Raw genomic sequence first — 21027 nt, 5'->3', positions numbered from 1 at the left:
GCGCCCTTTTTTGTGGGTTCCGGCGTGGGCTTCAGGCCACCGAAAAAAGTATCCCAGTGGCAATGGCGACGAGCAGCAAGGTCAGATGCAACTGCTGCAAGCCTGGCTGTTTGAGCCAATATACGAACCACATTCCCCCCATCAGCATGAACAGCCAAAGCGCGGCGAAGGCAGTGAGCCCTTGCTGGACCGCTGTCACGGTTTGAGTACTCAACGCCGATGCCGAAGCGTCGCTCAGAAGCAGTACGGTTCCGCGCCACAGCAGTACCACGGTAATAGCTTGCAGAGTCATGATGGCGACCGCTCCGATGACATGCCAGAAGCGGGATTCGATACGACGGCGCAACAACGGATGGGTGTCGTTATCCTGGGCAATGAGGTTCATGGTCATGATCAGAGCGACGCTAGCCACGGTGCCTTTCCGATCGGTGATCACGTTGATCAGAATCAGCGTCAACCAGACGGCAAGGCCGCCGACGACCACCAACCTGAGCAGCAATAATCCGGGTTCCAGCATGTTGTCTTGCCTCCTGGTGCGGGCCGTGGCCCGAAAAGGCGGTGGTGGGTGCCTTCAAGGACGGGCCTTGTTCTGGTTGTGATGAGTACAGATAATCGTGGTGTTTGAGAAGTTCCGCTGCAAATGAGCATTTTTCAGTGCCGCATTAGGTGAATTCATGATGAAAGCGCCCGCCAACAGCTATCGTTCGGTGCCGCCCTTGACCACGCTACGCACCTTCGAGGTGGTCGCCCGCAAGGGCAGCTTCACTCTGGCGGCTCAGGATCTGTCGATCACCCAGAGCGCGGTCAGTCACCAGATCCGTGCCCTGGAAACCTTCCTGGGGACTCCGGTATTCCATCGCCTCAACCCTGGAATTGAATTGACCGGAGAAGGGCAAACCTTGTTGGAGGGAGTGCGCTCCGGGCTGGATCTGATGTTGTGTGCTTGCGATCGGGTGCGCCGCCGTCATCAGGCCGGCGTGCTCACCATTGCCGCGCCAGCGGCCTTCGCCAGTTGGTGGCTGGTACCCCGGTTGGGACGTTTCGCCGCCTTGCATCCGGATATCGAAATCCGTCTCGCTACCCTGGACTACCGGCGCCCGGACTTTGCCCGCGATGGTGTGGATGCGGCAATCGTATTGCGCCCCGCCGAGGGGGCTCTGGACAAGAATGAACTGCGGCTCTTCCGTGAAAAGCGCTTCCCGGTATGCAGTCCGGGTTTGCGCGACGGCGACACGCCGTTAAGGTCCGCTCGCGATCTGCATCGGTATACCTTGATCGAGGAAGATCCGGAATCCGGAAGCGCCGGTAATTGGGAGGAATGGCTTGAGCGTCTGGGCGTCGCTGATGCTCCGGCGCCGGCGAGGCTGCGTTTCAGTCATTATGGCGTGGCGCTGTCAGCGGCGATTGACGGTCTTGGTGTGGCACTGGCCCGGTCACCGATGATTGACGCGGAGCTGCACTCCGGTCGTTTGGTGCCGGCATTCACGGATGCACCGGCGGTGCTGGCGTCTCATGTCTACAGTCTGACCTGGCCCGATGGTGCCGCCCATGATCAGCGTTTGCTTGCGTTCCGGCATTTTGTTCTGGATGAAGCTTGCGGCTGTGAGCTGGCCGCCGGGCCTTGCGGTGCCCCGGAGTCGGAGCAGCAGGCGGTGGATTGGTCCTCGGAGCGCGCCGCGCGCCGGCGCGCGGCGGTCCGGGAGCGCTAGCAGAATCAGAAATCCTGCTTGGCCATCCAAGGAATAATGCGTTCGAAGGCCGCCTCGATCTGCTCCAGGGAGGTGGAGTAGCTGATCCGTATGGCATTGGAGCAGGACTCGCCGAAGGTGTCGCCCGCCACGGTGCAGACGCCGGTTTCGCGCAGCAATTTCAGCGCAACGTTGCCGCCATTGACGCCTTCCGGCAGTGACGGGAACAGATAGAAAGCGCCGTCAGGCCGGTAGCCGGTGAGATGGGGCGTTCGCTCCACCAGTTCCACCAGGCGATCCCGCCGTCGCTGATATTCGGCGAGCATGTTATCGACGAAACCGCGATCCCCGGTCAAGGCCGCTACTCCCGCCCACTGGCAGGGCGTATTGGCCACGGTGGTGGTGAACATGTGATAGCGGCGCAGCTTCTTGATCGCGCCCTGACTGGCCATCAACCAGCCGATGCGCATGCCCGCCATGCTGAACGTCTTGGAAAAGCTGGATACCACCATGACATGGTCGAGGTCGGCGCAGCACGACAGCACGCTGGGGTATTCGCGCCCGTCGTAGACCAGGTGATCGTAGACTTCGTCGCTGATGACATAGACGCCACGGTAGGCCGCTTCCTGGACGATGGCCTCCACGGTTTCCCGGGGATAAAGCGTACCGGTGGGGTTGCTCGGGGAGTTGAGCACGATGGCGCAGGTATTGTTATCGATGGCGTCGATGACCGCTTCGGGGTCCAACTGGTGGTGTTGTTCGGCATGGGTGGGAATGGCTTTGACGACGCCGCCATTCATGCGGATCAAGGGCGCGTAAAGCATGAAGGCCGGTTCCGGCACGATGAATTCCCGGCCCGGTGCGGAAGTCGCGGTAAGCGCCAGGTAGATGGCCTCGGTAGCACCGGTGGTGACCATGATGTTTTCCGGCACCAGTGGCCGTTGATAACGATTCCGGTAGTAGTCCGCCAGGGCTTCCAGCAGTTCCGGCAGCCCGGCGTCCATGGTGTAACCGGTCTGACCCGCTTGCAGCGCCTCCACCGTCGCCTGCACCACATGGTCCGGTGGTTTGAAATCCGGTTGTCCAATGGACAGATGAATGACGTTATCCATGGTGGCGGCCAGGTTCACCATGCGGCGGATCCCCGGCACCGGCATGGTGTGCAGCGCCGGATTCCAGATCGGGTCCTCCGATTCGTAGAAGTCGATGTCCAGTTCGCTCACGATGCCTCCTGTCGACGGTGCTTACCCATTGAGAGTGCCTCCGGTCAGTCGACCCCGGCCAGCGGCGGAAACCGTCGCCAGGGCCGTTGCTGTTCGAACTGATGCCCGGCGCGCAGCACCAGGGCGTCATCGAAACGGCGGCCGACGATCTGCAGCCCCATCGGCAGTCCGGCGCGATCCAGGCCGAGAGGCAGTGACAGCGCCGGTTGGCCAGTGAGGTTGAACGGATAGGTGAAGGGCGTCCAGGTGGGCCAGCGGGTGCTGGGCCAGTCCACGGGTACTTCCCGGGCGGTGTCGAAGGCGGTGATCGGCAACGTGGGTGTTACCAGAAGATCGTACTTCTCGTGGAACAGCGCCATGCGCTCCGACAGCGCCAGCCGTTCGTTCACCGCGCCCAGATAGTCCAGCATCGACAGCCGCTCCGCCTTGCTGACCACCTCCATCAGGGCCGGGTCCATCAGTGAGCGTTGACGCGCGCCAAGCTCCCGGCAGGCGTTGGCCGCGCCGCCGTAGAACAGGTGGCCGAAGGCGGCCAGCGGACTGCGAAAGCCCGGGTCGGCTTCCACCACTTCGGCGCCCAGATCCCGTAACACCGCCACCGCCTCATCACAGGCCCGTTCGATGTCGGCGGCCACATCCACATAGCCCAGGTTGCGGCTGTAAGCGATACGCAGTCCTTTGAGGTCGCCGTCCAGGGCGGCCAGGTAATCCTGTGGACGGCGCGGCGCGGCCTGGGCGTCGCGCGGGTCCGCCTCGCTCAGCACCTGCATCATCAATGCGCAGTCCTCCACCGTGCGTGTCATCGGCCCGGCGTGGGCCAGCGTGCCGAACGGACTGGCGGGCCAGTGCGGCACTTCGCCGAAGGTGGGTTTGTGCCCGACGATGCCGCAGAAGGCGGCGGGAATACGGATGGAACCGCCGGCGTCGGTGCCCAGGGCCAGTGGCGCCATGCCGGCGGCCACCGCCGCCGCCGACCCGCCACTGGAGCCGCCGGCGGTTTTGGCCGGGTCCCAGGGGTTGTTGGTGGCGCCGCACATCGGGCTGTCGGTAACCCCTTTCCAGCCAAACTCCGGCGTCGTGGTCTTGCCCAATGGCACATAGCCGTGACGTTCCAGAGCGGCCACCGCCGGGGCGCGCTTGCCCAGTGTCTTGGCGGGATCAACCGTGCGGGAGCCTTTCAGGGTGGGCCACATCGGGGTGAGGAAGACATCCTTGATCGCCACCGGGACACCGTCCAGCAACCCCTGGGTATCATCGCGCAGATAGCGTTGCTCGGCCTCCCGGGCCGAGGCCAGGGTGGTCTCACGATCAATCAGGCACCAGGCATTCAATGCCGGGTCCTGTCGTTCGATCTGATCGAGCAGGGTTTCGCTCACCTCCACCGGGGAAAGCGCCCGGCTTTGGTAGGCTTGCCGCAATGCCCGCGCGCTCAGGGCGCGTATATCCTCGCTCATGGATGGCCTCCTCCGCTGGTGGCGGTGCCGGCACGGGGGTGGAGGAACGGTACGAGGAGAGGTCAGCGTTGACCGTAACCTCGCTGAGTATCCACCGGATTGCGCAGGGGCTGCCCCCGGCGCCAGCGCTCAAAGTTGTCCACGAACTGGTGGCCCAGGGCGGCGCGCCAGCCTTTGGCGTCGCCCGCCATATGGGCGGAAATCATCACATCGGGATAGTCCCAGAGCGGGTGATCGGCGGGCAGCGGCTCCTGCTCGAATACATCCAGGGCGGCGCCGCCGAGATGGCCGTCATCAAGAGCGGCGAGCAGGGCGCGGGTGTCCACAATGGCACCGCGGCCCACGTTGACCAATACCGCGCCGGGTTTCATCCGCGCCAAAGTGCCGGTATTGAAGAGTCCTTCGGTCTGGCGGGTCAGCGGCGCGGTGATGATCACATAGTCGGCGTCGCCGAGCAGAGCCGGCAGATCCTCCTGGGCATGGACCCGGGCGAAAGCTTCGTCGTGCTGCCGCGCCCGCCGCGCGGTGCCGATCACTTCCATGCCGAGGGCGCCGAGCAGCGTCGCCACTTCCCGGCCGATGGAACCGGCGCCGACCACCAGCGCGCTTTGGTCCCGCAGCATGTGGGTTTCCCGGTGCCGCCACTGTCGTTGCCGTTGATAGCGCAGATTGCCCAGAGTGTCCTTGGCGAACAGCAACAGGGCGCCGAGCACGTATTCGGCGATACCGCGATCGAAGATGCCGGCGGCGTTGGTGACCGGAATATCGCTGTCCCGCAAGGGCGGAATCATCAGTGCGTCGACGCCGGCGCTGGTGGCATGCACCCAACGAATCGGACAAGGGGAGGGCCAGGCCCGTTCCAGCGCCTCGACGCGAAAGTCGGTGACCACCAGCACATCGGTTTCCGCCAGCCGGGGCGCCAGACCATCGACGCCACGGTGCTGGTGGATCCGGGCCTGGCCTTCCAGGCTTTCCAGACCGGGCAGATCAGGCTCGTCCTCGGCCAGCAATACGGTAACCCGGGGCAACGTCATGCACTGTTCTCCAGGGCGTCTTCGAAGGTGTCCACCGCCAGATCGATTTCCTGACGGCTCGCCGTCAATGGGGGTAACCAGCGCACCACCTGACCATGGGTGCCGCAGCGCAGCAACAGCAGGCCTGCTTGTTCGCACCGGGACAGCAGCGTCTGGGCGCGTTCGCCATCGGGCTGGCCAGGGGCGCGGACCATCTCAATGCCCAGCATCAGGCCCTTGCCGCGTACCTCATCAATATCGTCGTGTTTTCGAACCAACGCCTCCAGGCGCTCACGCAGATAGCGGCCATGCTCGGCGGCCTGGTTGACCAGGTCTTCTTCCTCGATCACCTCCAGGGTGGCAAGAGCCGCGGCACAGGACACCGCGTTGGCGCCGTAGGTGCCGCCCTGGGAGCCGGGCCGTCCCTGCGCCATCAAGCCCTTGGCGGCGGCCACGGCGGACAACGGATAACCGCTGGCCAGTCCCTTGGCGGTGACCACCATGTCCGGCTGGATCCGGGCATGCTCATGGCTCCAGAAGCGGCCGGTACGGCCGTAACCGGCCTGAATCTCATCGGCGATCAGCAGGATGCCATGGCGGTCGCAGCGTTCGCGCAGACCGGCCAGGAACGAGGCCGGTGCCGGGTAGTAACCGAACTCGCCTTGCACCGGTTCAATGATCAAGGCGGCGGTGTCCCCGGGGGGGCTTTGCGTCAGCAGTAACTGATCCAGCTGCTGCAGACAGAAGGTGCTGGTGGTTTCTTCGTCCCAGCCGTACAGGTAGGTGTGCGGGAATGGCGCGAAGAACACTCCGGCCATCATCGGCCCCCACCCGCTGCGCACCTTGGTGGTGGAGCTGGTCAGCGAGGCCGCCGCCAGGGTGCGACCGTGAAAGCCGCCCTGAAAAGCGATCAGGTTGGGGCGGCCGGTGGCGTGCCGCGCCAGCCGGATGGCGGTCTCCACCGCTTCACTGCCGGAGTTGGAGAAGGACACGGCGTCGAGGCCGGCGGGCAGGTGTTCGCTGAGCCGGTCGCTGAGACGCAGCATGTTGGGATGGGTGACGGTGGTGTACTGGGCGTGGACCAGCCGGGCCACTTGTTCCTGGGCGGCGGCCACCACCTTGGGGTGGCAATGGCCGGTGGCGGTGACGCCGATGCCGGACGTGAAATCCAGCCAGCGATGCCCCTCGGCATCGAACAACCAGCTTCCTTCACCGCGCTCCGCGCAGATGCCGCTGGATTGCACCAGCAATGGAGACAGATGATGCATCGCTCTCTCCTCCGTGCCTGAAGTGGCTCGGGTCGATATCGCGTTGCGCTGCTCGGATTACCGTAACGCGTTGGCAATACGCCGACCCACGGCGTCGGTGCCGCTGGCCGGATGTCCGGCAGCGAGATCCGCTATCAGCGTCTCATGCAATTGGTGGCCCGCGCTAGAAAAAAGCCGGTTTTTTTCGTTCGAGTTCTTAGTATCTGCGGTGGCGCCCGAGCGCTGTCCCAACCATTCCAGCAACAGCGCCAGACTGAACAAAGTGGCGCGGGGATCGGCCAGATTGCGGCCGGCGATATCCGGCGCTGAGCCGTGGGTGGGTTCGAACAGCGCCGGCACACTGGCATCGGCGGGGTTGATATTGGCGGAAGGCGCCACCCCCAAACCGCCAGCCAGGACCGCGGCCAGATCGGTAAGAATGTCGCCGTGCAGATTGCTGGCCACCACCACATCGAAACGCCATGGACACTGCACGAATTTCATCGCCGCCGCGTCCACCAGTTCGTGGTGGGTAGCCACATCCGCGTACTCCGTCGCCACCTGCTGGAAGACGCGGTCATACAGCTCGCCCCAGAAGGCCTGGGCATTGCGTTTGGTGATCAGGCAAACCTGGGATTCCCGGGGTTCGCCTCCGGGGCCGGTGAAAGCGCGCATACGCTTTTCATCGCGGCGCTCCCGTGCTCGTTGCCGGGCCCGTTCGAAAGCATGGCGGATCAGCCGCTCGGTGGCGGCATAGGTGAACACTTCCAGTTGGGTGGCGATTTCATCTTCGGTGCCGGCGCGCAGACGGCCGCCCTGGCCAGCATATTCCCCCTCGCTGTTTTCCCGGATCACCAGCATGTCCAGTTCCCTGGCGCGGGGATCGGACAGGTAGCAGGGGACGCCGGGGTAATAGCGGGCGGGGCGTTCGCAGGCCCAGAGATTGAGCGATTTACGCAGCGTCAGCAGGGGAGCCAGGGAAACGCTGTCGGGCAGACGATAGCGGTCCGGTTGATCCAGTGGGCCAGGATCCCCCAACGCTCCCAAGAGCAAGGCGTCGTAGTCGAGCAACTGATCGATAGCGTCGTCCGGCATCATGCTGCCGTGTTGACGATGCCACTCGGTGGCAGGCCAGGGGAGGACCCGGTAATCCAGCGGCAACCGGTGCCGCTGGACCAGGGTATCGAGCACCGGCACGGTGGCGGCCATCACCTCGCCGCCGATACCGTCACCGGGCAGTAACGCGATGGAAACCATGGACGGCTCCTTGAAACGGGCAGCGCGGGCGCACTGCCATGGTCATTACCTCATACGTTATCAGCCCATGCAGAGGTATTTCACTTCCATGTATTCTTCCATGCCGTACAGGGAGCCTTCACGGCCCAGGCCGGATTCCTTGACGCCGCCGAACGGGGCGGCGGCGTTGGAGATCAGACCTTCGTTGATACCCACCATGCCGGCTTCCAGCGCTTCCGCCACGCGCCACACGCGGTGGATGTTTTCGCTGTAGAAATAGGAAGCAAGACCGAACGGGGTGTCGTTGGCCAGTTGGATCGCTTCCTGCTCGTCCTGGAAGCGGATTACCGCGGCCAGTGGCCCGAAGGTTTCCTCGTGGCAGAACTCCATGTCCTGGGTGGCGCCGGTGATCAGCGTCGGTTGCACGAAGTTGCCGCCGCGCTCATGAGCGGCGCCGCCGACCACCACTTTGGCGCCCTTGGATTTTGCGTCCTCGATGTGCTCAAGCACTTTTTTCACCGCGCCACCGTTGATCAACGGTGCCTGGGTGACGCCGTCCTCGAAGCCATCGCCCACTTTCAGTTGATTGATCGCCGCCGCCAGTTTTTCCACGAAGGCATCGTGCACACCATCCTGTACCAGGAACCGGTTCACGCACACACAGGTTTGTCCGGTGTTGCGGAACTTGCTGGCGATGGCGCCTTCCACCGCTTTGTCCAGATCGGCGTCGTCGAAGACGATGAACGGCGCGTTGCCGCCCAGTTCCAGGGACACCTTCTGGATGTGTTCGGCGCACTGTGCCATCAACTGGCTGCCCACTTCGGTGGAACCGGTGAAGCTGACTTTGCGTACCACCGTGGACTGGGTGATGGTGGTGGAAATGGCGGCGGCGGAACCGGTGATCACATTGATCACACCGGCGGGAATGCCGGCCCGGGTGGCCAGTTCACCCAGCGCCAGCGCTGAATAAGGCGTGGCGCTGGCCGGCTTGACCACCATGGTGCAGCCGGCGGCCAGGGCGGCGCCGGCCTTGCGGGTGATCATGGAGGAGGGGAAGTTCCAGGGCGTGATCGCGGCGGTGACGCCGATGGGTTGCTTGATCACCACGATACGCTGGCCGGGACGGGCGCCGGGAATGGTGTTGCCATAGGCGCGCCGGGCCTCCTCGGCGAACCATTTCAGGAAGGAGGCGGCGTAGGCGATTTCGCCCTTGGATTCGGCGAACGGTTTGCCTTGCTCCAGAGTCATGATGGTGGCCAGGTCGTCCTGGTGCGCCATCATCAACTCATACCAGGCGTAGAGCAGTTTGCCGCGCTCCTCGGCGGTTTTGTCACGCCAGGCGGGCAGGGCGTTGTCGGCGGCGGCGATGGCCTGCCGGGTTCCCTCTTCCGCCATGCGCGGCACGGTGCCGATGATTTCACCGGTGGCGGGATTGTCCACGTCCAGGGTGGCGCCACCCTCGGCATCACACCACTGCCCGTTGATGAAACACTGCTGGCGGAACAGATCAGAGTCCTTGAGGTTGTGCTGGGTCATGGTGTGGCTCTCCTGAAAGCGCATCAAAGGCAAGAGGCGCGGCCTGTGGCCGCGCCCGTGAGAATAGAGGTATAGGGTTACGCTAGCAGAGCCCGGCGCGCAATCCCATCCCTTGGTAAATCGGATTTACAAATCAGGGGGCCCGCCAGAAGCGGGCCCGCGCGGGGCTTATTGGCGGCGCAGAGACGCGGTGAGATGAGGCTGGATTTTCTGCAGCAGACCCTTGAAGACCTTGGGCGCTCCGGCCGCCACATGGCCAAAGTCCAGGTGCCCGTGGCCGCCGGCGAGATCGCCCACCAGACCGCCGGCTTCGGTGATCAGCAGCGTGCCCGCGGCCATGTCCCAGGGCGCCAGGCCGATCTCGAAGAAACCGTCCATGCGTCCGGCGGCGACCCAGGCCAGATCAAGGGCGGCGGAACCGGCGCGGCGCAGGCCGGCGGTGGATTCGGCGATGGATTTGAACATGCCGAGATAAGCATCCAGGTGCTGGGCCTGCTCGGCGCGGATGGGAAAGCCGGTGCCGATCAGGGCGCCGGCCAGACCGGCGCGCTTGCTGACCCGGATACGGCGGCCGTTGAGCGCCGCGCCGCGGCCGCGGCTGGCGGTGAATTCCTCATCCCGTAACGGATCGTAGATCACCGCGTGCTCGACCCGGCCTTTGATGGACAGAGCAATGGAAACGCAATATTGCGGAAAACCGTGGATGAAGTTGGTGGTGCCGTCCAGAGGATCGATGATCCACTGATAGTCGGTACCTTCACCGGTGCCGGTGATTTCGCCGCCTTCCTCGGCGAGGATGCCGTGTTGCGGATAGGCTTTGCGAATCACCTCGATGATGCGAGCTTCCGCCGCCCGGTCCACCTGGGTGACGAAGTCGTTCATGCCCTTTTGATCCACGGTCAGGGGATCGTTGTTCTCCGCCGCGCGGCGGATCAGATTGCCCGCCTGGCGGGCGGCTCGCAGAGCAATGTTCACTTGCGGCGCGTGCATGCCGGTATCCTGTCGGTTTAAAAGAGCGGTGTTGGCCGGCGACCTTGAACGGGCACCAGGAGCCATATTGCCGCGAAGTTTAGCAGAGGCGAAGGACTGTGGGCAGGTGAGAATCTGTTAAACTCCCTTTCTTTCCCGCGATCTGGATACATCATGTTAGACAACGTGCGCGTGGTGATGGTGGGAACCACCCACCCGGGCAATATCGGTGCGGCGGCTCGCGCCATGAAGACCATGGGATTGAGCGATCTGCGGCTGGTGACGCCGAAAATCCATCCCAGCGCCGAGGCTACCTCCCGCGCCTCCGGTGCTGGCGACATTCTTGCCGCGGCCAGGGTGTGCGACAGCCTGGATGAAGCCCTGGAAGGTGCCACTCTGGTGGTGGGCACCAGTGCCCGTCATCGCCGTATCCCCTGGCCCTGCCTGACGCCCCGCGAACTCGGCCAGCAACTGGAGCAGGAACCCGCCGACGCCCGCATTGCCGTGCTGTTCGGACGTGAGGACCGTGGCCTGACCAACGAAGAGCTGCACCGCTGTAACCTGCATGTTTCCGTGCCCACCAACCCGGAGTATGGTGTGCTGAATGTGGCGTCGGCGGTGCAGTTGATTGCCTATGAACTGCGTCTGGTACTGGCCGACGACGATACCGTGCCGAAGGCGGCGCGGGCCAATCGTGCCACCATGACGCCACCCCGGATGTATTGGGACGAGCCGGCGGCCAGTAATGACGCCGTCCAGCACTTCCTCGATCATCTGGAGCGAATCATGGTGCGCAGTGAGTTCCTGGACCCGGAAAAACCGGCCCAGGTGATGACACGCATGCGGCGATTGTTCCTGCGCGCCCGCCCCGACAGAATGGAAATCAATATCCTGCGCGGCACTCTGGTGGCCATTGACAAGGCCCTGGATGACCGCTCATAGAGCAGGCAAACAGGCTCTCTGAGGTAACTATGTTCGAGCAGATCAAAGAGGACATCCAATCCGTCTTTCACCGTGACCCGGCGGCGCGCAACACCCTTGAGGTATTGCTGAATTATCCGGGGCTGCACGCCGTCTTGTTCCATCGGCTGGCGCACTGGTGCTGGCGGCACGGTATGAAACTGCTCGCTCGCCTGATCTCCACCTTCAGCCGCTGGCTGACCGGCATCGAGATTCATCCCGGAGCGCGCATTGGCCGGCGCTTCTTCATCGATCACGGCATGGGCGTGGTGATCGGCGAAACCGCGGAAATCGGTGACGACGTCACGCTCTATCACGGCGTCACCCTGGGTGGCACCAGCTGGAACAAGGGCAAGCGCCACCCGACGCTGGAAGATGGCGTGGTGGTCGGTGCCGGTGCCAAGGTGCTGGGGCCGTTCGTGGTGCATAAGAACGCCAAGATCGGTTCCAACTCCGTGGTTACCAAGGAAGTGCCGGAAGGTGCCACGGTAATTGGTATTCCCGGCCGCGTGATTCGTCAGCCGGCCGACGAGCAGGAGCGCAACCGCCGGGAGATGGCGGAGAAGATCGGCTTCCAGGCTTATGGCGTCAGCAACGATATGCCCGACCCGGTGGCGGAGGCCATTGGCACGCTGCTGGATCATATGCACGCGGTGGACGGCAAGCTGGACCGGGTCTGCGAGAACCTGCGCCGCCAGGGTATCCAGGGCTGCGACGAGCAGCTACCGGAATTGAAGGATGAGGACTTCGAGTCCATCAAGGCCCGGGAGGGCACCGACTGACACCCTCCCGCGAGACGGTATCCAGAACAACAACATCAGATAGCGAGGGCAGGGCATGATCGCGAGACTTTTCCCGCTGTGGGCGATTTTGTTTTCCATCTTCGCCTATTTCATGCCAGCGCCACTGGCGGCTTTGTCCGACTGGATCGTGCCGCTGCTGATGGTGATCATGTTCGGCATGGGGCTGACCCTGACCTGGGAAGACTTCCTGCGTGTATTCAGGGCGCCCGGCGTCATTGGCCTGGGGGTGGCACTGCAGTACCTGGTCATGCCGCTGGCCGCGCTGCTGGTGGCCAAGGTTCTGGCTCTGCCCACGGAGGTGATGGTCGGTCTGGTGATCGTCGGCGCCTGTCCCGGCGGCACCGCTTCCAACGTGATCTGTTATCTGGCCCGTGCCGATGTGGCGCTCTCCATTGCCATGACCGCTGTCTCCACCCTGGTGGCGGTGTTGGCGACACCGGCGCTGGTCTGGCTGTATCTGGGTGAAACCCTGCCGGTGCCGGTGGCCGCCATGTTGTTCTCCTTGGTGAAGATCGTGCTGCTGCCGGTGGTCGGTGGCACCCTGATCAATTCGCTACTGGGGGCGCGGCTGGATCGGGTGCGGGATGCCTTTCCTCTGATTTCCGTGGCCGCCATCGTCCTGGTGATCGGCATCATCGTGGCTCTGAACCAATCCCGTATCGCCAGTGGTGGTGCCCTCGTGATGCTGGCGGTGGTGCTGCACAACAGTATCGGCCTGGCCGCCGGCTATGGCGTTGCCAGACTGTTCCGTTTCGACCCGCGCCGTGCCCGTACCCTCGCCATCGAGGTGGGCATGCAGAACTCCGGTCTCGGTGTGGCGCTGGCGGTGAAGCACTTTACCGCCATGGCCGCCTTGCCCGGTGCCTTGTTCAGCGTCTGGCACAACCTCTCCGGCGCGGTGCTGGCCTGGTATTGGCGGCGTCAGGAAGAGTCCGCCGAAGCGGCTCAGGCTGACGAAGATGCCCGTGGCAATGTCAGATAAACCCCGGCCAGCATCAATGGCGCGCCAAGCAAATGGTGAAGCCCCAGGGTCTGGCCAAGGATCAACCAGGCGAACAGGGCGGTGAAAAACGGTGTGCTGAGGCGGATTACCGTGGCGGCCGTGGGAGTGATGCGCTGGCACGCCAGCGGGTAGAGATAGCCGGGGGCGAGGGTGGAGAACAGCGCCAGGCCCACGAACAATCCCCATTGTGGCCAATCGGGCAACGTCAGCATCGGCACGGCGAACGGCAGGCTTATCAGGGCGCCCAGCAGGCAACTGATCAACACCACGGTCCAACCCTGGCCCTGCAAACGCGGCCCGGCCAATGAATACAGTGCCATGGTCAGAGCGGCGCCCAGGCCGCAGAAATTACCGAGAGCGGGAAGGCGGCCCGCGGTTGCCGCCGCGCCGCCGCCAATCAGCACCAACACGCCGGCAAAAGCCAGAACCCCGCCCACCATCTCCTGGTTGCGTAATGCCTCTCGTCGGCAAACACGAATCAACATGACGAAGAACGGTGAGGTAGATACCAGCAGCGAGACGCTGACCACATTGCTGAAATAAAAGCCGACAGTGGCGAACAGATAGTAGGCAGCCAGTAAGGCTCCCGCGCCATAGCCATCACGAGTGGGTTTGCGGATACCGCCGGAGAGCAGTAGTGCCGGTACCAGTAGCACGGCGGCGGTAACGAAGCGGAACAGCAGCGTGGAAGACACCGGCAGAACCGTCAGGAGGGCTACCCAGATACCGGTGGCGCCCCATAAGGCGCTGGTGGCGAAGGCGTATCCTGTTCCCTGCAGTTGAGCACGATCCATCAATGGGGCTTCCTTCCGGTGCCGGATGGGGCAAAGCAGAGGGGGCTCAGCGCCCGGCCCAGTGCTTTTCGGCCCAGTGGTTGAGCGCCAGCAGTGTGCTCTCCAGTTCCTCACCGGCCTGGCTGAGACGATAACCGGTTCCGTCTTCCCGTTGAACCAGATCCAGCTCGCGCAGGGTTTTCAATCGATCATTCAGGACCGTGGGCGACACCTGGTCGCAGCGTTGGCGCAAGGCTCTGAAGGACAGGGGCTCACCGCGCAACTCCCACAAAATACGAAGCGTCCAGCGCTGCCCGAGAATATCCAGCAACACCATGATCGGGCGGCCGGTGGTCGATCCTCGTACCGGTTGGCTGACGGTCTTCTTGCCCATAGAGGTTCCTTTTTTATTGGCTTGACTGCTACATAAAAAGTAGCGGAGACTAAAGATGTGCTACACATATTGTAGCGAACAGGAGACCACAGTGACACACGACTTGAGGCCCCTTTCGGGGCCGCCATTCGACAGCGAGACTCAGGCCATACTGGACAAGTACTACCCGCAGCGGGACGGCGAGGTGTTGAGTCTGTTCCGGGTTTTCGCCCGCAGTCCCCGTCTGTTGCGCAAACTCGGCGCGGCGGGATTGCTGGATGAAGCCAGCCCCTTGCCGTTGCGGGACAGAGAAATCGTCATTCTGCGTACCACGGCGCATCACGGATGCGAGTACGAATGGGGAGTGCACGCCAAGGTGTTCGCCAAGGCCGCGGGGCTGGATGAAGCGCAGTTGGCTGCCACCCGGCACGGGACCGCGGAAGCGCCGTGCTGGACCGAGCAGGAACAGGCCTTGATCCGAGTGGTTGATGAACTGCATGGCGAAGGTAACTTGAGTGAGGAGGCGCACTCGCTGTTCGTCCGGCATTGGGAAACCGAGCAGCAGTTGGAAGTGCTTGCTTTGTGTGGGTTTTATTCGACGGTCAGTTTTATCGCCAACACGGCACGGCTGGCGCCGGAGCCCTGGGCTCGGTGTTTTTCTGACGCCGGAGAAATCATGCCTTGAACCGGGTTCATGGCGAGAAGCCGACTGGCATCGATGGGGCGAGACGCCAGGGTGTTTTGTTTTCTCCCGCTGGACCGGGCTGAGACTACGGTGGCTGGCACAGTCAGGAGCAGTCAGGAGAGCACCGTGGCGGCGAATCGCTCCCGCAGCCATTTGGCCGCCGGCCCACAGGGGCGCTGTTTGTGCCAGACCATCTCCACCGCCACCGGCAGATCAAAGTCGTCGAACTGCAACTCCGGTGTCACCAGGTCCGCGGCCACCGGCGACGCTTCGATCACGTGGCTGGACACGAACGCCCAGCCAATACCCTGACGGACCAACTGCAGGATCACCCAGTGGCTTTCCACCCACCACACTTCCGGTGCCACCCGCAGGCGTTGCTTCTCCGGGCCGTCGCTGTGAGCCGCCACCAGAATCTGGCGATGGCGTTTCAGGTCCTCCCAGTCCACCCGCACCTCAGCCAGGGGATGGTTCTGGCCGCAGACCATTTTGATGGGGACCCAGCCCAGGGTTTGGAAGCCCAGCTCGGTGGGCAGGATCTCCTGCCTCCACATGACACCGAGGTCGGCCTTGCCGGTCAGCACCAACCGGCTGACGTCCTCCATCATGGGAAACAGCAACTCCAACTCCACGTGAGGGAAGTGTTTGGCGAATTCGGCGAAGACCTCGGCCATGACTTGTTCCGGGTAGATCTCGTCAATCGCCACCACCAGCCGCTGCTCCACGTGGGCCTCGAAACTGCGTGCCACGCCAATCAAATGCTCGCGACGGTCCAGAATCACTCTGGCTTCCAGTAACAGGCGCTCCCCGGCCGGGGTCAGGATAGGACTGCGTCCGGCACGGCTGAACAGCGCCAGCCCCAAATCCTCTTCCAGATTGGAAATCTGGGTGCTGACGGCGGATTGAGCCTTGCGCAGGCGCCGGGCGGCGGCGGAGAACGAACCGGTCTCGGCGGCAATGACGAAAGCCTGCAATTGGTCCAGGGAAATAGTCATCTATCTGAATTTTAGATGGTATCTAACTTTGTTTCCGCGATATTGAAGATAGATTAGGCGCCAGTCAAATCATTGAGGAGTGTTTCATCATGGCATTGCGTACGACTCAGGACCGGGTCCGTCACGCGGTACTGTTCGAGCTGATTGGCCTGGCGATCATGGTCCCTGTGGGCGCTTACCTGTTTCAGTTGCCGGTCGGTCACATGGGCGTGCTGGGGGTGGTGGGTGCCACTATCGCCACGGCCTGGAACTTTGTATTCAACCTGGGGTTCGACCACGCCATGTTGCGTTGGTTGGGCCATACCAGGAAAACCCTGCGTATGCGGGTAGGGCATGCATTGCTGTTCGAAGGCGGCCTGCTGGTAATGCTGCTGCCGATGGTGGCCTGGTATCTGGGGATCGGTTTGCTGCAGGCCCTGCTGATGGACCTCGCCATGGTGTTGTTCTATCTGTTCTATGCCTTCAGCTTCAACTGGGCCTATGACCGGGTGTTCCCGGTGCCGCCGATGGCGAAACCGGCGGTTTGAAGGCTGCTGATGTGTCATGGCCACGAAAGACGGCCGTGCATCATACTGGTGCGCGGCCTGTTCCCGTATTACCATGGGCAACGTCAAATCGTTACGAACGGATTCCCTCTCATGAATGTTGTCGCACGCATCGTTGCTGTAGCTGTCCGGTCTTCCGGCGACCGCGTGCGGGATCATGGCATGTCTCCTCCGCTTGCTTCCGTCGTTGTTGCCGCGGTCCGAACGTCAGTCGCCGTAGTACGCCAAGTCGTTCGCGGCTGATATCGCCGATTTACCTCCCCGATCTGTTTTAACGGCTTCGCCGCCCGGTTTCCGCGGTGTCAGGTCGGGGCCGTTCGTATTCGATGGATGAGCTTTCATGAAAACGGAAAATACCTTTTGGGCGGCCCAGGGCGCCATGGCCACGTTCGTGTTGCTGTGGGGCAGTGCCGCCATCGTCACGCGTTGGGGGTTGGACCACGGCTCGGTTCTCGCCCTGTTGATTCTGCGTTTCGCTCTCGCGCTTGGCGCCTTGCTGTTGATCCGTGGCGGTCGTTTGTTGCCTCCGCGAGGGCAGCGTTTGCCCGTGGCTGGCGTCGGCTTGTTGCTGATCGGTTTTTACACCCTGTGTTACTTCCTGGCTTTGGAGCATGAGGTCACGCCGGGACTCCTGGCCACGGTGCTGGGGGCACAACCGATCCTCACTCTGGTACTCACCGAGCGGCGTTTTGCGCCGTGGCGCCTGGCGGGGTTGCTGCTGGCTTTGCTGGGGCTGACGCTGGTGGTCTACCAGAGTCTGGTCCTGGCCAGGTTGTCCTGGACCGGTATGGCGTTTGCTCTGGGCGCTTTGCTCTGTGTCACTGTCGGCGCGTTGTGGCAGAAGCGTATCGCGTTGCCGCCGAGCGAGGTGCTGCCGTTGCAATACGCGGTGACGCTGCTGTTATGCGCTTTGCTGATCCCGTTCCAGCCTTTCCATTGGCAATGGAGCGTGGGGTTCCTGGTGCCGGTGGTATGGATGGGGCTGGGGGTGTCGGTGGTGGCGCAGTTGCTGCTTTATCGGATGATCCGCTCCGGTAATCTGGTCAATGTCACCAGCCTGTTCTATCTGGTTCCTGTGGTGACGGTATTGCTGGATTACCTGGTATTCGGCAATGCTCCGTCGGTAATGTCGCTGGCCGGCATGATCGCGATCCTGGCCGGGCTGGCGGTGGTGCATGGCCAGCGGGAGCGGGTTCCCGCTGAGTAGAAAGAACGGGTGGCGCGGTCATACACGCGGACCTGTACGGGGACCTTCCGGGGTCTCCGTTTCCGAGCAGCAGCGTACATTCACGAATACCCCTTCACCACTGACCCTGTCAAAGCGTTAAGAGCTTCTGAAAAACGTCATGCCGGACTTGATCCGGCATCTCCTGCTACTAAGTGATGCGCCCTGCGGAGGGAGATCCCGGGTCAAGCCTGGGCTGACGGTACGGGGCACGCCCAGGATGAAGGGTGCTTTTCAGAGGTTCCCTATTTACGCTATAGGCTCACATTTTTTTATGAACGGCCTGTCATAATAAGAAAAAATATGCCCAGTAAAATGAGGCTGTTATCACAGTGTTGTCCATTACGGATCGCAAGTGGGGGGGAAATTGACCATGCGCAGGTTGCTCATCCTATTGTTAGCATTGACGGCATCGGCCTGTGGCGGCGGAGGTGGCGGCAGCACACCACCCGCGTCCGCCCCCGATTCCCCGCCTGCCGAGGAACTGCCCGAACCGAACTTTGAGCCAGCGCCAGTCAGCGATATCAGTCCGCTGCCGTCCGCTGATGCGCCGGTACGACCCGCGCCACCGCCGGAGCTGCGCTTGGCAACGGCAACTGACGATGGCGAATGTCAGCCAGCGCAACCCATCACTGGCATCACCGCGAGTTCGTCCGGCGACGAAAACGACAATAATACTGCCGGAAAAGCCGTAGATGGCGACCCGAGCAGCCGCTGGGAAAGTGCTTGGAGCGATATCGCCGACCCTGACGATGCCTGGTTACAGTTCGATTTTGGTACCAAAACCGCCATCGGTTCCATGGAACTATACTGGGAAAACGCGTACGCCGACGAATACGCCATCTATATTTCCGACGATGCGGAAGACTGGTATCAAGTGCGTTACATCACCGTCGGAAAGGGCAACACAGAGACCTTTTTCAATCTCAATATCGACGTTCGCTACGTGCGTTTGCAAGGCATTCGCCGCCATACCCATTATGGCTACTCGCTATTTGAAGCCGAATTTAAAACGCCCGGTTGTGGTAACTCAATGCCAATACTGGATACTTCTTATGTGCCTTATCCCGTAGACGGCAGAGGCCGCCAGCCCCTGCCAGCGCCAGCGGAGCCCATTGAAAGTATCCGCTTTACCCTGGCCGATGGTACGCTGGTCACCCGTTTTGGCATGGTGGGCCGCTCACGTCACGCTCGTGAACGCGGCGAGGAGTGGAATGAATACGGTTTTGGCCGCAACGATACCGTTGATGGTCAAGGCAATCCGCTCGATAAGGGGCCAGGCGCGCACTTAAACTTTGTCGCCAACTACTTCAAAAATCGCACCTGGGGCGTTGAATTTATCGACAACAGTAACGTCGCGGGCGTCACCGAGCCACGCATTATCGTTAACCAATACTTTCAACAGGCGCAAAAAGGGGGAGGACATTCCTTTGTGCGCCGCTTCGATGACCCCAATGTCACCGGTTTTGGCTGGATGAGTCCGGGTGATCTGCTTGACGATTCAACCTACCTGAGCGACGGCGCGCCCTGTCCGGTAGTGCCCAAGCCCGCTAACAACGAGTTATTGAACCCCGATAGCGGTTTTCATGGGATTATCGGCGCCAACGATGGCTGTAGCGTGGTGTTCGACACCTATCCCGGTCACAGTGCCTTGGCTGAGAATGCCGACGGCGTGTTGGTTCCCAACGGTGACAACGTGCCAGCACGGCCGCTGAAACAAGGCGATATCATTGAGTTCACCAGTTCGTTTTTCTCGACCCGCGAGGCCATGGATGCCATCGGCGATGACGGTGCTGTTCGTTACTATACCAACGAACTGACTTACGTAATGGGTGAAGGCTTACGCCCTTGGTACGGTCAAGAGCCACGCTTGATGAACGAACCCTTGCCCAGGTACGCCCTGCAAGGCGGGTTGGGTTCGGTATCATACGATTACGCCGACAATGCCAGCTTTATCTTTCAGCAGCCCCACAACAACGTCGGCATGCGGAATATTCAGCGTTTTATGGAGGGGCGACGCTGGTTACACACCAATCTGTGGAGCGGCGCGCATAATGAAGCCGGTAACGACCGTAATGACGCGGGCCGGGAGCTGCAAGGCCAACATTTTAACCAATCGACCTGTGTCAGTTGCCACATCAATAATGGCCGCAGCGTCGCGCCGGTGGTTGCCAATCAACGGTTAGACACCATGGTGGTACGTGTGGGTGCGGAGAGTAACCCGGCCAACGGTCTGTATTTACCGCACCCTGTCTATGGCCAAAGCCTGCAAATGAATGCGCGTTCAACCACCAGCGGCACTAGCGAAAACTGGGGTAACGCCGCTTATGTGGCTGGCTTCGACAGCCACGATGTAATCCTTGCCGATGGCACGGTGGTTACACTGCGCAAACCCACTATCGCCTTTGAAGGGCCGTCACCCGCCTCCTATTCGCTGCGCGCGGCGCAACCGTTGATTGGCATGGGGCTGTTGGAGGCCATTGCTGATGACACCATTCTGGCGCGAGTTCGCGGCACGCCGGATGAGGATGGCGTACTCGGCACAGCCAACTACGCTTACGATCCCGAAAGCGGCGAGGTACGTTTAGGCCGCTATGGCTGGAAAGCAGGCAAGGTCAGCCTGCGCCATCAGGTAGCCAACGCCGCCTTGCTTGATATGTCGGTGACCTCATCGCTTTATCCAAACCGTGACTGTCTGGCCGGCCCGAAATACTGCGATCCCGCCAGCGGCACCGAAGCCGGCTTGCCCGACGACGCGCTGCAATTGATGGCCGACTACTTGCAGTTGCTGGCGGTACCCGCGCAACGCAGCCAGGTAAGCGGTTTTCCACAGGGCGTGTCGCCATTGCCCTATTTGGACGTCGATCCCAATAAAGTGACACAAGGCGAGCAAGTGTTTAACGATATTCGCTGTAACGCCTGCCATGTTAGCGAAATACAAACCAGTGCGCGTTCGCGCTTCGCCGAAGTCCGCAACCAGACAATTCGCCCATACACCGACCTGTTGTTGCACGATATGGGCGAAGGCCTGGCCGATGACTTTGCCGAAGGTCTCGCCAGCGGCCGTATGTGGCGCACACCAGCGTTATGGGGCATTGGCTATACAAAATACGTGGCCGGCGACATACCCGTTGGCTATTTGCACGACGGCCGCGCCCGCACACTTACCGAAGCCATCATCTGGCACGGCGGCGAAGCCGAGGTGATTAAAAATCGCTTTATCAACCTCAGTAGCAAACACCGTGAAGCATTGTTGGCGTTTTTAGGATCGTTATAGGAGGCGTGAACCCCAATCCAGT

The 21027-nt window shown here is 62.0% G+C and carries 19 protein-coding genes; 8 read left to right on the top strand and 11 right to left on the bottom strand.

The genetic code is table 11. The annotated features are described in order from the left end of the window. Nucleotides 1-31: 31 nt before the first annotated feature. On the bottom strand, nt 32-517 hold the full coding sequence (locus tag MA04_RS06680) for a DUF2165 family protein (protein ID WP_163123763.1): 486 nt from the start codon (nt 515-517) through the stop codon (nt 32-34). A gap of 157 nt (nt 518-674) precedes the next feature. On the opposite strand from MA04_RS06680, the gene MA04_RS06675 reads away from it, so the two are divergent. Beyond that, complete coding sequence (locus tag MA04_RS06675) at nt 675-1709, top strand: LysR substrate-binding domain-containing protein (protein ID WP_163123766.1); 1035 nt, start codon at nt 675-677, stop codon at nt 1707-1709. 5 nt (nt 1710-1714) lie between these two features. Here MA04_RS06675 and MA04_RS06670 read toward each other — a convergent pair whose 3' ends face one another. From MA04_RS06670 to suhB, 7 genes are all read right to left on the bottom strand, one after another. Continuing rightward, on the bottom strand, nt 1715-2911 hold the full coding sequence (locus MA04_RS06670; protein ID WP_262459876.1) for a pyridoxal phosphate-dependent aminotransferase: 1197 nt from the start codon (nt 2909-2911) through the stop codon (nt 1715-1717). Nucleotides 2912-2955: 44 nt separating this feature from the next. After that, nucleotides 2956-4365 (bottom strand): amidase, encoded by a 1410-nt coding sequence (locus tag MA04_RS06665; protein ID WP_262459875.1) that lies wholly within the window; start codon nt 4363-4365, stop codon nt 2956-2958. Between the two features lie 62 nt (nt 4366-4427). Further along, the gene (locus MA04_RS06660; RefSeq protein ID WP_262459874.1) at nt 4428-5399 is read right to left on the bottom strand and encodes a D-2-hydroxyacid dehydrogenase; all 972 of its coding nucleotides are present in this window, start codon (nt 5397-5399) and stop codon (nt 4428-4430) included. Beyond that, on the bottom strand, nt 5396-6646 hold the full coding sequence (locus MA04_RS06655) for an aspartate aminotransferase family protein (RefSeq protein ID WP_262459873.1): 1251 nt from the start codon (nt 6644-6646) through the stop codon (nt 5396-5398). The genes MA04_RS06660 and MA04_RS06655 overlap by 4 nt, the downstream gene beginning before the upstream one ends. 57 nt (nt 6647-6703) lie before the next feature. Continuing rightward, entirely contained in the window at nt 6704-7882 is a 1179-nt protein-coding gene (locus MA04_RS06650; RefSeq protein ID WP_262459872.1) for an isocitrate/isopropylmalate dehydrogenase family protein, read from the bottom strand. Nucleotides 7883-7942: 60 nt separating this feature from the next. Continuing rightward, on the bottom strand, nt 7943-9397 hold the full coding sequence (locus tag MA04_RS06645; protein WP_163123784.1) for an NAD-dependent succinate-semialdehyde dehydrogenase: 1455 nt from the start codon (nt 9395-9397) through the stop codon (nt 7943-7945). A gap of 168 nt (nt 9398-9565) precedes the next feature. Beyond that, the gene (gene suhB / locus MA04_RS06640; protein ID WP_163123787.1) at nt 9566-10387 is read right to left on the bottom strand and encodes an inositol-1-monophosphatase; all 822 of its coding nucleotides are present in this window, start codon (nt 10385-10387) and stop codon (nt 9566-9568) included. Between the two features lie 153 nt (nt 10388-10540). Between suhB and MA04_RS06635 the strand changes: the two genes are divergently transcribed. The 3 genes from MA04_RS06635 to MA04_RS06625 are packed head-to-tail and all read left to right on the top strand — an operon-like array spanning nt 10541 to nt 13111. Next, complete coding sequence (locus MA04_RS06635) at nt 10541-11308, top strand: RNA methyltransferase (protein WP_014995989.1); 768 nt, start codon at nt 10541-10543, stop codon at nt 11306-11308. Between the two features lie 29 nt (nt 11309-11337). Next, a complete protein-coding gene (gene cysE, locus MA04_RS06630) occupies nt 11338-12108 on the top strand; it encodes a serine O-acetyltransferase (protein WP_262459871.1) in 771 nt (256 codons plus the stop codon). A gap of 55 nt (nt 12109-12163) precedes the next feature. Next, nucleotides 12164-13111, top strand: coding sequence for a bile acid:sodium symporter family protein (locus MA04_RS06625; RefSeq protein WP_163123792.1), 948 nt, complete (start codon nt 12164-12166; stop codon nt 13109-13111). Here MA04_RS06625 and MA04_RS06620 read toward each other — a convergent pair. Further along, the gene (locus MA04_RS06620; protein ID WP_262459870.1) at nt 13075-13926 is read right to left on the bottom strand and encodes a DMT family transporter; all 852 of its coding nucleotides are present in this window, start codon (nt 13924-13926) and stop codon (nt 13075-13077) included. The genes MA04_RS06625 and MA04_RS06620 overlap by 37 nt on opposite strands. Before the next feature lie 46 nt (nt 13927-13972). After that, a complete protein-coding gene (locus tag MA04_RS06615; RefSeq protein WP_163123798.1) occupies nt 13973-14299 on the bottom strand; it encodes a winged helix-turn-helix transcriptional regulator in 327 nt (108 codons plus the stop codon). A 91-nt stretch (nt 14300-14390) separates the two neighbouring features. Here MA04_RS06615 and MA04_RS06610 point away from each other — a divergent pair, with 91 nt between their 5' ends. After that, nucleotides 14391-14963: a carboxymuconolactone decarboxylase family protein gene (locus MA04_RS06610; protein WP_262459867.1), complete on the top strand. Its 573-nt coding sequence runs from the start codon at nt 14391-14393 to the stop codon at nt 14961-14963. 113 nt (nt 14964-15076) lie between these two features. On the opposite strand, the gene MA04_RS06605 is transcribed toward MA04_RS06610, so the two are convergent. Beyond that, nucleotides 15077-15958 (bottom strand): LysR family transcriptional regulator, encoded by an 882-nt coding sequence (locus MA04_RS06605; RefSeq protein ID WP_163123804.1) that lies wholly within the window; start codon nt 15956-15958, stop codon nt 15077-15079. Nucleotides 15959-16047: 89 nt separating this feature from the next. Here MA04_RS06605 and MA04_RS06600 point away from each other — a divergent pair, with 89 nt between their 5' ends. From MA04_RS06600 to MA04_RS06590, 3 genes are all read left to right on the top strand, one after another. Continuing rightward, nucleotides 16048-16485: a PACE efflux transporter gene (locus tag MA04_RS06600; RefSeq protein WP_205475373.1), complete on the top strand. Its 438-nt coding sequence runs from the start codon at nt 16048-16050 to the stop codon at nt 16483-16485. Nucleotides 16486-16843: 358 nt separating this feature from the next. Beyond that, the gene (locus tag MA04_RS06595) at nt 16844-17710 is read left to right on the top strand and encodes a DMT family transporter (RefSeq protein WP_163123807.1); all 867 of its coding nucleotides are present in this window, start codon (nt 16844-16846) and stop codon (nt 17708-17710) included. 391 nt (nt 17711-18101) lie between these two features. Continuing rightward, a complete protein-coding gene (locus MA04_RS06590; RefSeq protein ID WP_262459863.1) occupies nt 18102-21005 on the top strand; it encodes a di-heme oxidoredictase family protein in 2904 nt (967 codons plus the stop codon). The last annotated feature ends 22 nt before the right edge of the window (nt 21006-21027 follow it).

Origin of the sequence: Alloalcanivorax balearicus MACL04, from assembly GCF_025532145.1 — a bacterium.
Classification (GTDB): domain Bacteria; phylum Pseudomonadota; class Gammaproteobacteria; order Pseudomonadales; family Alcanivoracaceae; genus Alloalcanivorax; species Alloalcanivorax balearicus.
This window is presented reverse-complemented; position numbering and strand designations above follow the sequence as displayed.

Excerpts from the sequence above, each read along its gene's own strand:
- MA04_RS06645 (WP_163123784.1), bottom strand. The coding sequence starts at position 9,397 with ATGACCCAGCACAACCTCAAGGACTCTGATCTGTTCCGCCAGCAGTGT.
- MA04_RS06680 (WP_163123763.1), bottom strand. The coding sequence starts at position 517 with ATGCTGGAACCCGGATTATTGCTGCTCAGGTTGGTGGTCGTCGGCGGC.
- MA04_RS06600 (WP_205475373.1), top strand. The coding sequence starts at position 16,048 with ATGGCATTGCGTACGACTCAGGACCGGGTCCGTCACGCGGTACTGTTC.
- MA04_RS06590 (WP_262459863.1), top strand. The coding sequence starts at position 18,102 with ATGCGCAGGTTGCTCATCCTATTGTTAGCATTGACGGCATCGGCCTGT.
- MA04_RS06625 (WP_163123792.1), top strand. The coding sequence starts at position 12,164 with ATGATCGCGAGACTTTTCCCGCTGTGGGCGATTTTGTTTTCCATCTTC.
- MA04_RS06595 (WP_163123807.1), top strand. The coding sequence starts at position 16,844 with ATGAAAACGGAAAATACCTTTTGGGCGGCCCAGGGCGCCATGGCCACG.
- MA04_RS06620 (WP_262459870.1), bottom strand. The coding sequence starts at position 13,926 with ATGGATCGTGCTCAACTGCAGGGAACAGGATACGCCTTCGCCACCAGC.
- MA04_RS06660 (WP_262459874.1), bottom strand. The coding sequence starts at position 5,399 with ATGACGTTGCCCCGGGTTACCGTATTGCTGGCCGAGGACGAGCCTGAT.
- suhB (WP_163123787.1), bottom strand. The coding sequence starts at position 10,387 with ATGCACGCGCCGCAAGTGAACATTGCTCTGCGAGCCGCCCGCCAGGCG.
- MA04_RS06665 (WP_262459875.1), bottom strand. The coding sequence starts at position 4,365 with ATGAGCGAGGATATACGCGCCCTGAGCGCGCGGGCATTGCGGCAAGCC.
- MA04_RS06675 (WP_163123766.1), top strand. The coding sequence starts at position 675 with ATGATGAAAGCGCCCGCCAACAGCTATCGTTCGGTGCCGCCCTTGACC.
- MA04_RS06635 (WP_014995989.1), top strand. The coding sequence starts at position 10,541 with ATGTTAGACAACGTGCGCGTGGTGATGGTGGGAACCACCCACCCGGGC.
- MA04_RS06615 (WP_163123798.1), bottom strand. The coding sequence starts at position 14,299 with ATGGGCAAGAAGACCGTCAGCCAACCGGTACGAGGATCGACCACCGGC.
- MA04_RS06655 (WP_262459873.1), bottom strand. The coding sequence starts at position 6,646 with ATGCATCATCTGTCTCCATTGCTGGTGCAATCCAGCGGCATCTGCGCG.
- cysE (WP_262459871.1), top strand. The coding sequence starts at position 11,338 with ATGTTCGAGCAGATCAAAGAGGACATCCAATCCGTCTTTCACCGTGAC.
- MA04_RS06650 (WP_262459872.1), bottom strand. The coding sequence starts at position 7,882 with ATGGTTTCCATCGCGTTACTGCCCGGTGACGGTATCGGCGGCGAGGTG.
- MA04_RS06605 (WP_163123804.1), bottom strand. The coding sequence starts at position 15,958 with ATGACTATTTCCCTGGACCAATTGCAGGCTTTCGTCATTGCCGCCGAG.